Source organism: Amycolatopsis sp. NPDC051903, assembly GCF_044452505.1.
GTDB lineage: Bacteria > Actinomycetota > Actinomycetes > Mycobacteriales > Pseudonocardiaceae > Amycolatopsis.
Genome location: NZ_JBITBT010000019.1, coordinates 105223 through 117667, shown reverse-complemented (window position 1 = coordinate 117667; position 12445 = coordinate 105223). Strand labels below are relative to the sequence as shown.

General features: G+C 70.8%; 8 protein-coding genes. 4 read left to right on the top strand and 4 right to left on the bottom strand.

Annotated features, from left to right (window positions below; translation table 11 throughout):
- Positions 1-52 precede the first annotated feature (52 nt).
- Complete coding sequence (locus ACIA77_RS31645) at positions 53-679, bottom strand: YigZ family protein (protein WP_395889669.1); 627 nt, start codon at positions 677-679, stop codon at positions 53-55.
- 590 nt (positions 680-1269) lie between these two features.
- On the opposite strand from ACIA77_RS31645, the gene gltB reads away from it, so the two are divergent.
- Both gltB and ACIA77_RS31635 read left to right on the top strand, forming a co-directional pair.
- Positions 1270-5814 (top strand): glutamate synthase large subunit, encoded by a 4545-nt coding sequence (gene gltB / locus ACIA77_RS31640; RefSeq protein ID WP_395889668.1) that lies wholly within the window; start codon positions 1270-1272, stop codon positions 5812-5814.
- Positions 5807-7258, top strand: a complete 1452-nt coding sequence (locus tag ACIA77_RS31635) for a glutamate synthase subunit beta (RefSeq protein ID WP_395889667.1) — start codon at positions 5807-5809, stop codon at positions 7256-7258. Before gltB ends, ACIA77_RS31635 begins: the two co-directional genes overlap by 8 nt.
- Before the next feature lie 213 nt (positions 7259-7471).
- Here ACIA77_RS31635 and ACIA77_RS31630 read toward each other — a convergent pair whose 3' ends face one another.
- Positions 7472-7840 (bottom strand): DoxX family protein, encoded by a 369-nt coding sequence (locus tag ACIA77_RS31630; protein WP_395889666.1) that lies wholly within the window; start codon positions 7838-7840, stop codon positions 7472-7474.
- Between the two features lie 106 nt (positions 7841-7946).
- On the opposite strand from ACIA77_RS31630, the gene ACIA77_RS31625 reads away from it, so the two are divergent.
- Positions 7947-8324: a winged helix-turn-helix transcriptional regulator gene (locus ACIA77_RS31625; RefSeq protein ID WP_395889665.1), complete on the top strand. Its 378-nt coding sequence runs from the start codon at positions 7947-7949 to the stop codon at positions 8322-8324.
- Positions 8325-8795: 471 nt separating this feature from the next.
- Here the strand turns inward: ACIA77_RS31625 and ACIA77_RS31620 are convergent, their stop codons facing one another.
- Together ACIA77_RS31620 and ACIA77_RS31615 are read right to left on the bottom strand one after the other, a co-directional pair.
- Positions 8796-9704, bottom strand: coding sequence for an ROK family protein (locus ACIA77_RS31620; RefSeq protein WP_395889664.1), 909 nt, complete (start codon positions 9702-9704; stop codon positions 8796-8798).
- 82 nt (positions 9705-9786) lie between these two features.
- On the bottom strand, positions 9787-11250 hold the full coding sequence (locus ACIA77_RS31615; protein ID WP_395889663.1) for a M1 family metallopeptidase: 1464 nt from the start codon (positions 11248-11250) through the stop codon (positions 9787-9789).
- Positions 11251-11326: 76 nt separating this feature from the next.
- Here ACIA77_RS31615 and ACIA77_RS31610 point away from each other — a divergent pair, with 76 nt between their 5' ends.
- The gene (locus tag ACIA77_RS31610; protein ID WP_395889662.1) at positions 11327-12424 is read left to right on the top strand and encodes a sensor histidine kinase; all 1098 of its coding nucleotides are present in this window, start codon (positions 11327-11329) and stop codon (positions 12422-12424) included.
- Positions 12425-12445 lie beyond the last annotated feature (21 nt).

The following is a 12445-nucleotide window of genomic DNA, read 5'->3' as shown; positions in this document are numbered from 1 at the left end:
ATCCCCGCCCGCTCCGCGGACAAGACCCGGTGGCGAAGACCACGCGGGTGCGTCAGGAACGCACCCACTCCTCCCCCAGCTCGACAGCTTCCGCCGTCCCGCCGGTCAGATCCGCGAGCCAGGCGGCGAAACCGGCCTCCTCACCCGGGGCCAAGCCGACCTCGAAGTGCGCCGCGGCGTCGAAGCTCGTGGCGTGCACCACATACGAAGACGAGCGCAGGTCGTTCTCCAGGCGCCCGGCCCGGGTGTAGTCGACCTCGACGTCGAACAACCGCAACCGCCGGTACTCGGCGACGTCGGCGACGTCCAACGCGGCCGAAACCGCCTGCCCGTATGCGCGGATCAGACCTCCCGCACCCAGCAGCACACCCCCGAAGTGGCGGGAGACCACGGCGACCGTGTCGGTGATCTCACGGCGGCGCAGGACCTCCAGCATGGGCACCCCGGCGGTGCCGGCCGGTTCGCCGTCGTCGCTGGAGCGCTGGGTGCGGCCGTCGGGGCCCAGGACGAAGGCGTGACAGTGGTGGCGGGCCGCGGGTTCGGCCTTGCGGCGGGCCGCGATGGCGGCGCGCGCGTGGGCCTCGGAGGTCACCGGGACGAGGGCGCAGAGGAACCGGGAGCGCTTGATCTCGATCTCGTGCAGTACCGGGCTCGCCACGGAGAGATAACGATCAGCCATCACCGATTCGCCTCATACGTCCAGTCAACCAGCTCACCCAGTGACACAACGCGCGCCCCGCACGGACGTTTCCGCTGGTCAGCGATGTGGCCAACCAGGGGTCGGGAGACGGAGCCCGACATATGGGAGTACCCCCGGGCGCGTCAACGTATGCGTGGCATTTCCCACCCGCGCGCAACGACATATGTCGAACACAGCGAATTCACACTATCGTCATAAGACCCGGAGAACCCGGGGGCAACACCACGCGCCCGGCCGGCCCCCCACCACACAGGCCGATCGGAAGAGCGCGTGCGCAGCAGTACCCACGCAGCTGTACCCACGATCTCGTGCACGGCACCGACAACACCGTGCACCGATACTCGTAGTGGTCGCCCAGAGATGTGCGGCTGAACCAGGAACCGCCCTGCCGTTGTCCGGTCGATGCAGACCGGACCGGTGTCACGGGCGGTTCCCCCTATCTCACCGTTTCTCGACTGAGTTTTCTCGACTGACCATCGCGGTTCCGGACCACTTCGTTAACCGGTTCAGTGTCGAACCACCCGATGGAGTGAGTCCGGTCGCGCCGACGCCTTGGGAGGCGGCCAGCCGTGACCCACCGTTCCACTGCCGGTTCCAGCACATCGGCCACCACAGGTCTGTACGACCCCGCTTACGAGCACGACGCGTGCGGGGTCGCTTTCGTCGCCGATCTCGCCGGGCGCCGAGATCATCAGATCGTGGCGAAAGCCCTGGTCGCGTTGCGGAACCTGGAACACCGCGGGGCACGCGGAGCCGAGCCCGACACCGGCGACGGCGCCGGCCTGCTGATCCAGGTGCCCGACGCGTTCTACCGCGAAGTCGTGGACTTCGAACTGCCCGAAGAGGGCGCCTACGCCGTGGGCACCGCGTTCCTGCCGCGCGACGAGAAGCGCCGCGGCCGCGCCATGACCACCATCGAGCGGATCGCCGCCGAGGAGGACATGCGCGTGGTGGGCTGGCGCGACCTGCCGGTCGACGCCGCGCAGTGCGGGCCGACCGCGGGTGAGACGCGGCCGCACTTCACGCAGCTGTTCCTGGCCGGGCGCCGCCACAACCGCGACGGCCTGGCGCTGGAGCGCTCCGCGTTCTGCGTGCGCAAGCGCGCCGAGCACGAGCTCGCCGAGGACGACGTGTACTTCCCGTCACTGTCCTCGCGCACCATCGTCTACAAAGGAATGCTGACGGAGGACCAGGTCGAGCGCTTTTTCCTGGACCTGCAGGACGAGCGTGTGACGAGCGCCATCGGCCTCGTGCACTCGCGCTTCTCCACCAACACGTTCCCGTCGTGGCCGCTCGCGCACCCGTACCGGTACGTGGCCCACAACGGCGAGATCAACACCCTCAAGGGCAACCGCAACTGGATGGACGCCCGCGAGGCGCTGCTCGAGACGGACCTGATCCCCGGTGACCTGAAGCGGATCTACCCGATCATCACGCGCGGCGCGAGCGACTCGGCCTCGTTCGACGAGGTGCTCGAGCTGCTGCACCTCGGGGGCCGTTCGCTGCCGCACTCGGTGCTGATGATGATCCCGGAGGCCTGGGAGAACCACCAGGAGATGGACCCCGCGCGCCGCGCCTTCTACGAGTTCCACTCCACGCTCATGGAGCCGTGGGACGGCCCGGCGCTCGTCGCGTTCACCGACGGCTCGCAGATCGGCGCCGTGCTCGACCGCAACGGCTTGCGCCCCGGCCGCTACTGGGTCACCGACGACGGGCTCGTCGTGCTGGCCAGTGAGGTGGGCGTGCTCGAGCTGGACCCGGCGACGATCGTGCGCAAGGGCCGGCTCGAGCCGGGCCGCATGTTCCTCGTGGACACCGCCGAAGGCCGGATCATCGAGGACGAGGAGATCAAGGGTCAGCTGGCCACCGCGCAGCCGTACGACGAGTGGGTGGACGGCGGCCTGCTGCGCCTGGAAGAGCTCCCCGAGCGCGACCGCGAGGTACCCCTGCACGCCGCGCTCGTGCGGCGCCAGCAGGCGTTCGGCTACACCGAGGAGGAGCTCGAGGCCATCCTCGAGCCGATGGCCCGCACCGGCGCGGAGCCGATCGGCTCGATGGGCAACGACTCCCCGCTCGCCCCCCTGTCGTCCCGCGCGCGGCCGCTGTTCGACTACTTCATCCAGCTCTTCGCCCAGGTCACGAACCCGCCGCTGGACGCCATCCGCGAGGAGCTCGTGACGGCGCTCGGCACTCAGGTCGGCGCGGAGCCCAACCTGCTGCTCGCCGACGCCGCGTCGTGCCGGCGGATCGTGCTGCCGTTCCCGGTGCTGGACAACGACCAGCTCGCGAAGCTGGTGCACGTCAACGACGACGGCAACCTGCCCGAGTTCCAGGCCGTGACCGTGCTCGGCCGCTACAACGTGCACGGCGGCGGCGAAGCGCTGCTGCAGCGGCTCGACGAGATCCGCAGCGAGGTGTCCGAGGCCATCGAGGACGGCGCCCGGCTCATCGTGCTGTCCGACCGCGGGGTCGACGAGGACCACGCGGCCATCCCGTCGCTGCTGCTGACCGGTGCCGTGCACCACCACCTGGTGCGCGAGAAGACCCGCACGCAGGTCGGCCTCATCGTCGAGGCCGGCGACGCGCGCGAGGTGCACCACATCGCGCTGCTCGTGGGCTACGGCGCCGCCGCGGTGAACCCGTACCTCGCGATGGCGACGGTCGAGGAGATGGCCCACCAGGGCCTGATCCCGGGCGTCAGCGCGAAGCAGGCGACCGCGAACCTCATCAAGGCGCTCGGCAAGGGCGTGCGCAAGACGATGTCCAAGATGGGCGTCTCGACCGTCGCGTCCTACACCGGTGCGCAGATCTTCGAAGCCGTCGGCCTCGGCTCCGAGGTGATCGACACCTGCTTCACCGCGACGACTTCGCGCCTCGGCGGTGTCGGGTTCGACACGATCGCCGACGAGGTCTCGCAGCGCCACAGCCGCGCGTTCCCGTCCGACGGCGTGCGCGCGAGCCACCGCGAGCTCGAGACCGGCGCGGACTACCAGTGGCGGCGCGAAGGCGAGCCGCACCTGTTCAACCCGCAGACGGTGTTCAAGCTGCAGCACTCCACGCGCAGCGGCAAGTACGACGTCTTCAAGGAGTACACCGACGCCGTCAACAGCCAGTCCGAGAAGCTGCAGACGCTGCGCGGGCTGTTCGAGTTCACCTACGGCGAGCGCACGCCGGTGCCGATCGAAGAGGTCGAACCGGTCTCGGAGATCGTGAAGCGGTTCGCCACCGGCGCCATCTCCTACGGCTCCATCTCGAAGGAGATGCACCAGACGCTCGCCATCGCGATGAACCGCCTCGGCGGCAAGTCCAACACCGGCGAGGGCGGCGAGGACGCCGACCGGCTCTACGACCCCGAACGCCGTTCCGCGGTGAAGCAGGTCGCTTCGGGCCGCTTCGGGGTCACGAGCGAGTACCTCGTGAACGCCGACGACATCCAGATCAAGATGGCGCAGGGCGCGAAGCCGGGCGAGGGTGGCCAGCTGCCCGGCGCGAAGGTGTACCCGTGGATCGCGAAAACGCGGTACTCCACGCCGGGCGTGGGGCTCATCTCCCCGCCGCCGCACCACGACATCTACTCGATCGAGGACCTCGCCCAGCTGATCCACGACCTGAAGAACGCCAACCCGGCCGCGCGCATCCACGTGAAACTCGTGTCCGAGGTCGGTGTCGGCACGGTCGCGGCGGGCGTGTCCAAGGCGCACGCCGACGTCGTGCTCATCTCGGGCCACGACGGCGGCACGGGCGCTTCGCCGCTCTCGTCGATCAAGCACGCGGGCGGCCCGTGGGAGCTGGGCCTGGCCGAGACGCAGCAGACGCTGCTGGCCAACCGGCTGCGCGACCGCATCGTGGTGCAGACCGACGGACAGCTCAAAACCGGCCGCGACGTCGTGATCGCCGCGCTGCTCGGCGCCGAGGAGTTCGGTTTCGCGACCGCGCCGCTCGTGGTGTCGGGCTGCATCATGATGCGCGTGTGCCACCTCGACACCTGCCCGGTGGGCGTCGCGACGCAGAACCCCAAGCTGCGCGAGAAGTTCAGCGGCAAGGCCGAGTACGTGGTGAACTTCTTCGAGTTCATCGCCCAGGAGGTGCGCGAGTACCTGGCGGAGCTCGGGTTCCGGTCCATCGCCGAAGCCGTGGGCCACGCCGAGGTGCTCGACAAGCGCAAGGCCGTGGACCACTGGAAGGCCGCCGGGCTGGACCTGTCGCCGATCTTCCACGTGCCGGACCTGCCGCCGCGCGCGGCGCGCCACCAGCTCGTGAAGCAGGACCACGGGCTCGACAAGGCGCTGGACAACACGCTGATCCAGCTCGCCGAAGGCGCGCTGTCGGCCGGGGACAAGGTGCGGCTGGAGCTGCCGGTGCGCAACGTGAACCGCACCGTCGGCACCATGCTGGGGTCGGAGCTCACGAAGAAGTGGGGCGGCGAGGGCCTGCCGGACGACACGATCGACGTGACGTTCACCGGCACCGCGGGCCAGTCGTTCGGCGCGTTCGTGCCGAAGGGCATCACGCTGCGGCTCGTCGGCGACGGCAACGACTACGTCGGCAAGGGCCTCTCGGGCGGCCGGATCATCGTGCGGCCGGACAAGGCGGCGAAGTTCCCGGCCGAGGACCACATCATCGCCGGCAACGTGATCGCCTACGGCGCCACGAGCGGCGAGATCTTCATCCGCGGCAAGGTCGGCGAACGGTTCTGCGTGCGCAATTCGGGCGCGCTGGCCGTCGTCGAAGGCGTGGGTGACCACGGTGGCGAGTACATGACGGGCGGGCGCGTGGTCGTGCTCGGCGGGATCGGGCGCAACTTCGCGGCCGGTATGTCGGGCGGCGTCGCGTACGTGCTCGACCTGCCGGTGCACCGCGTGAACCCGGAGATGGTCGACATCGACCCGCTGGACACCGACGACACCGACTTCCTGCGCGAGACCGTGGAAAAGCACTACAACGAAACGGAGTCCGCCGTGGCGCGCGAGCTGCTCGCCGACTGGGACTCCGCCGTCGACCGGTTCGGCAAGGTCATGCCGAAGGACTACAAGCGCGTGCTCGCCGCCCAGGTACAGGCGGAACGCGACGGGCGCGACGTGAACGAGGCGATCATGGAGGCCGCTCATGGCTGACCCCAAGGGCTTTCTGACCACCACCCGCGAAGAACCGAAGCGCCGTCCGGTCGACTTGCGGCTGATGGACTGGCGCGAGGTGTACGAGGACTTCGCTTCGACGAAGCTGGAGAAGCAGGCCGGGCGCTGCATGGACTGCGGCATCCCGTTCTGCCACCAGGGCTGTCCGCTCGGGAACCTGATCCCCGAGTGGAACACGCTGGTGTGGCGGGAAGACTGGCGTGAGGCGATCGAGCGGCTGCACGCCACGAACAACTTCCCGGAGTTCACCGGCACGCTGTGCCCGGCGCCGTGCGAGACGGCGTGCGTGCTCGGCATCAACGACGACCCGGTGACGATCAAGCGGGTCGAGATCTCCATCGTCGACCGGGCCTTCGAAGAGGGCTGGGTCACGCCGCAGGTGCCGGTGGCGAAGACGGGCAAGAAGGTCGCTGTCGTCGGCTCCGGGCCGTCGGGGCTGGCCGCGGCGCAGCAGCTCACGCGAGCGGGCCACAGCGTGGTGGTCTACGAGCGGGCCGACAAGATCGGCGGACTGCTGCGCTACGGCATCCCCGAGTTCAAGATGGAGAAGTTCCGCCTCGACCGCCGGCTCGACCAGATGCGGGCCGAGGGCACGGAGTTCCGCACGTCCGTGAACGTGGGCGTGGACCTCACCGTCGAGCAGCTGCGGGCCGACCACGACGCCGTGGTGCTGGCCGGCGGTGCGACGGCGTGGCGCGACCTGCCGATCGACGGCCGCGAGCACGACGGCGTCCTCCAGGCCATGGAGTACCTGCCGCCGGCCAACCGCGTCGCCGCGGGTGAACTCGACGCGGTGCCGTACTCCGCCGAGGGCCTCGACGTCGTGGTCATCGGCGGCGGTGACACGGGCGCGGACTGCGTCGGCACGGCGCACCGCCAGGGCGCTCGTTCGGTGACGCAGCTGGAGATCATGCCGCGGCCGCCCCAGGCGCGTTCGGACGCTCACCCGTGGCCGACCTACCCGATGATCTACCGGGTTTCCTCGGCCCACGAGGAGGGCGGCGAGCGCCTGTACTCCGTGAACACGCAGGAGTTCCTGGCCGACGGCGACGGCCGCGTCCGCGCGCTGAAGCTCGTGGAGGTGCGCAACGAGGGCGGCAAGTTCGTCCCCGTCGAGGGCACCGAGAGCGAGCTGCCGGCTCAGCTGGTGTTGCTGGCCATGGGTTTCGTGGGCCCGCAGCGCTCCGGGCTGCTCGAAGACCTGGGCGTCGCCCTCGACCAGCGCGGCAACGTCGTGCGCGACCGCGACTTCAAGACGAGCGTGGACAACGTCTTCGTCGCCGGCGACATGGGCCGCGGCCAGTCGCTCATCGTGTGGGCCATCGCGGAAGGCCGCTCCTGCGCCGCGGGCGTCGACGCTTTCCTCACCGGCCGGGGCGTCCTCCCGGCCCCGATCGCGCCGACGGACCGGCCGATCGCGTGACCCCGGGGCGGGCGCACCAACGACGCTGCGCCCGCCACGCTCCCCCCAGCCAAGGGCGGGCGCACCAGCGTTGCTGCGCCCGCTCTGTCCTCTGTGGACCGTTCGCGGTCCCACCCCCGGTCCCGGGTGGCCACGGCAACGGCGCCGTGTCCGCTCGGCCCGGTTTCGCTTGCGGTGACGTACTTTCCACCGCCGTTCGACCGGAACGACCGGTCAGCCCGAGAAGCGACCGGCCGCGACGAAGGCGGCGAGCAGCAGCAGGACCACGTTGGCGGGCAACGGCCTGCGTTCGTCGCGGACCAGGTGCGCCCGGAGCGCACCGAGCTGCACCACGACCAGGCCGACCGCGGCCATCGGGGTGAGGACCGGGACGATCTCCGTCAGCCACGGCAGGATCACGCCGACGGCGCCGAGGATCTCCACCAGGCCCACTGCCTTCACGCCGGCGTCCGACGAGTCCTTCATCCAGTCGAAGTTGCCCGAAGCGACCAGCTGCTCGCGTGGCCGCACGACCTTGAGCCCGCCCGCGGCGAGGTAGACCAGTGCGAGCACACCCTGGGCGATCCACAGTGCGATGTTCACCGCATTCCCCAATCCTTACCATTTGTGCGTAACCAGATGGTCTGTGCGCACGGGGCGGGCCACAAAAGGCACATCGAGGTATGTGTCCAGGAAAGAGGCTCAGGGTATGGCGAAGGTCACACGCGAGACGGGCGGTCCGCCGAGAATCCGGGAGGGCGGCGCGGTCCGCGAGGTGCTGGACCGGATCGGCGACAAGTGGAGCTTGCTCGTGATCGGCACCCTGCGGGCCGGCCCGCTGCGCTTCGGTGAGCTGCAGCAGGCCGCTGCCGGCATCTCGCAGCGGATGCTGACGGTGACGCTCAAACACCTCGTCGAAGACGGTCTGGTGGTGCGCACCGCCTACGCCGAGGTGCCGCCCCGGGTCGAGTACGAGCTGACCGAGTTGGGCCGGAGTCTGGTGCCGCTGGTGATGGCGCTCGCCGAGTGGGCGATGGCCAACCACGAGCAGATCAACGCCCATCGCCGATCCGCGAGCAGTTCTTGATCCGATCTCGAAGTGGCTTGCGCGATCAACGCTTCGGTACCGGCGATGGTGGCTCCGGACGGGGTGAGCAGCGGCTCGGCGTCCGGCTCACGACTGCGGCGCCTCGGTGGCCGAGCACAGGCGAGCCGGTACCTCGGTGCGCCGCGGACCGGCGTGGGGCCAGACCGACCTGAACCACGGCAGCCAACCCACTCCGCCGGAGGGGAAGACCGCCTTCAAAGTCACCTGCCGTTCAACAAGTCCAGCGCCCGCAACCCCGCGCCGAGCCGATCGGCTTCGTCGCCGAGAGAAGCGACGCGCAGTTCCGGCATTCGTTGGAACGTGTGCGCCGATGTCCGGCTCAGGACTCGTCGCCTCCGTCGCCGCGCAGCGGCGAGCCGGTACCGAGGTGCGCCGCGGACCGGCGTGGGCCGGCCTGTACCAAGCCGGGAGGCCCTCCCCCACGCTGGGGAAGAGCCGCCCCGCGCGGGTTCACTTGCCGCGCAGCAAGTCCAGTGCCAGCAGCCCCGCGCCGAGCCGGCCGGCTTCGTCGCCCAGCGATGCCACGCGCAGTTCCGGCATGCGCTGGAACTTCAGGGCCGAAGTGAGCCAGTCGCGGATCGGGTCGAGGACGTAGTCGGCCGCGGTGAAGAGGCCGCCGCCGAGGATGACGACGTCCGGGGCGAGCAGGGTGAGCAGGGTTTTGAGGCCGTGGCCGAGGCCGTCGAGGGCGTCGGAGACGACGGCGACGGCGGCTTCGTCGCCGTGGCGGGCGGCGTCGACCACGGGTTGGGCGCCGTCGGCGGGGCGGCCGGTGCGTTCGGTGTAGCGGCGCGCGATGGCCGACGCCGACGAGATCGCCTCGAGACAGCCCGTGGCGCCGCAGCCGCAGACGAAGCGGTGGCCCACGTCGATGTGCCCGACCTCCCCCGCCAGGCCGTGGGCCCGGTAGAGCCGGCCGTCGAGCAGCAGGGCGGCCGCGATGCCGGTGCCGACGGCGACGAACGCCGCGTCCGTGCAGCCCTTCCCGGCGCCGACGCGGAACTCGGCCAGACCACCGGCGCTCACGTCGTGCCCGAACGCGACCGGCAGGCCCAGCCGGTTCTCCAGCAGGTCGCCGAACGGGACGTCGCGCCAGTCGAGGTTCGCCGAGAACCGCGCGACGCGGGCCTCTTCGTCGACGATCCCCGGCACGACCACGCCGACGGCCCCCGGCGCGCTCGTCCCGGCCTGCTCGGCGAGCGAGAAGACCACGTCGGCCACCTGCTCGGCCAGCGCGGTGCCGTCGGCGCTCTTCGCCGTGGGCACGCGCTTCGTCGCGAGGGCGTTGAGTTCAGCGTCGAGCAGGGCCGCCTTCACGGTCGTGCCACCGACGTCCAGTGCCGCCACCAATTCAGCCATACGGTGATTGTCACACCGCGCGCCTCACATCCCCGTGACTTCCGCCGGGGACGAAGATCACCAGTCGAGATCGCCGGCCACGTCAGGCCCTCCAATCCGGGTGGCCCGGCATCGCCGGGGTCGTCGTGCCGTAGAGCCAGTCGTGGAAGAAGCCCGAAAGGTCCCGGCCGGACACCTGCTCGGCCACGTCGACGTAGTCCTGCGTCGCGGCGGGCCGGCCCTGGAACCGGTCGAAGAAGGTCCGTTCGATGCGGTCGAAGACCGGCTGCCCGACCAGGTTGCGCAGTGCGTAGAGGGTGAGCTTGCCGCCGAGGTCGGTGCCGAACAGGACACCGGCCGCGTAGGTCTGGCGGGCGACCGGGCCGTTCTGCTTCAGGATCTGGTTGTTCTCGGCGTACCCGGACTTCGCCTTCTCGTCGAACGGCTGCCCGCCGTGCTCGGAGTCGTAGAGGTCCTGGTAGAAGGTGGCGTGGCCTTCGCTCAGCCACATGTCGTCCCAGTGGCGCACCGGCACGGCGTCGCCGAAGTACTCGTGCGTGAGTTCGTGCACCATGGTCGACACCTCCTCCGGGTGCGCGAGCGCCTCGGCGCTGTAGGTCGGGATCGCCGCGGTCTCCAGAGCGACACCACCGCCGTAGACGCGATCGACGCCGAGGGTGCCGGCGCTCGCGTAGGGGTACGGACGGCCGAGGCGCTGCTCCAGCCACGCGATCAGCTCGGGCGTCTGGCGAGTGGTGTCGAGCGCGGACGGCTTCGCCGCCTTCGTCACGTAGCTGCGGATCGGCAACCCGTTCGGGCCGGCCTGGTCGACCTCGGTGAAGTGCCCCGCCGCGACTTGCACGACGTCGGTCGCGGTGGGCCGGCCGACGCGGAACACCGAGGTCACCCGGTCCCCGCTGCGGTGCTTGCCGACGAGCGTGCCGCTGCCGACGCCCTGCACGTCGGCCGGCGTCGTGATCCGCAGGGTGTACGTGGCCGGGTCGCCCGGCACGTCGTCGGACGGGAACACCGCGTGCTCGCGATCGGTCTGGCCCATCACCGCGAAGCCGTCGGGGGTGTTCTGCCAGACGCCGATCACCTCGGCCAGCTCCGGCGGCAGCGGCGTCGAAGCGGGCGACTGCGGACTCTTGGCCCGGTCCGCGACGTAGGTGATCCGCACGGTGAACGCGTGCCCCGCGCGCAGCGGCCGCGCCGGTGTGACGACGAGCTTCTCGCCCTTCACCGTGAACTGCGCGGCCTGCCCGTCCACCTCCACCGAGCGGATCTGCGCGACCGCCGAGTCGAGCCCGAAGGACGACAGCGATTGCGTGGCGACCGCGCGCATCGTCACCGAAGCGTCCATCGTGGTCACGCCGGGGCGGTAGTCGAAGGAGACGTCGTAGTCGCGGGCGTCGTACCCGCCGTTGCCGAGGCCGGGGAAGAGCCGCTCACCGGCGCTGAGCGCGCCGGGGGAAGCCGGGTCCGCCGTGGCGGCGGTCGCGGTACCGGCGGCCAGCACCGCGGCCAGCCCGGCGACCGCCGCGGTCTTCACGATCGTTTTCACCATGCGTCCACCCTGGCGAGCGGGCGTCCGCGCGCACATCAGCCGGGTAGCTCGATCGGCATAACCGGAAAGTCGTACGGTGATCGCCGTGCGACTGTTCCTGCTCGACGCGTGCCTGGCGATCGCGGTCGCGGGCGCGCTCGTGCTCGAAGCCACGAACGCCGTCACGCGACCGCCGCTGTGGCAGCTCACGATCGTGGCCGTGCTGGTGCTGTTGCTGCTGCGCCGCCGGTTCCCGCTGGTCACGATGCTGGCCATGGTGGCGCTGGGCGTGTTCGCGCCCACGGCCTCGATCGCCGCGTTCTTCTCGCTCTACACGGTCGCGGCGCAACGCGGAGCGAAGTGGCCGACGGCGGTCGCCGGGGTCGCGAGCGTGGCGCTGGTCGTCGTGACCTACCGGCCCGGCGACGTCCAGGCGTGGGAGATCATCGGTTTCGTCCTCGCCCTGAGCGTGGTGCTGCCGCTCGTCGCGGGACTGTGGATGAACCAGCGCGCGGTGCTGCTCGCCGCGTTGCGCGACCGCGCCGAGCAGGCCGAACGCGAACGCGACTTGCTGTCCGAGCGTGCCGTCGACGAGGAGCGGCGGCGGATCGCCCGCGAGATGCACGACGTGGTGGCCCACCGCGTCAGCATCGTCGCGCTGCAGGCGGGGGCGCTGTCGGTGCGGGCGCGCGACGAGGAAACCGGCCGGATGGCCGAGGTGATCCGCGAGTCGAGCGCCGCCGCGCTCACCGAGCTGCGGGACATCCTGCGCGTGCTGCGCGACGACCGGACCGAGCCGCGCTCGCTGCCCACCCCGATGCTCGCCGGTGTCGCGCGCTTGGCGGGCGAGCTGACCGACGCCGGCGCGTGCGTCGAGACCGATCTGCCGGACCCGCTGCCCGAGGTACCGGAGCAGGTGGGCCGGGCGGCTTACCGGATCGTGCAGGAGTCGCTGACCAACGCGGCGAAACACGCGCCGGGCGCCGTGATCCGCGTGCGGCTGGCGAGTGACGCCGGGGAGCTCGTGGTCGAAGTGGCCAACGCGCTCGGCGCGTCGGCGGGGCTGCCGGGCGCGGGGTACGGCGTGATCGGTATGCGCGAGCGCGTCACGCTGGCCGGCGGCGCGCTGCGCGCGGGCCCCGACGGCGCGGACTACGTGGTGCGGGCGGCGTTCCCGCTCAACGGATCAGGGTGAGGGCACAGTGGAGGGTGCGAC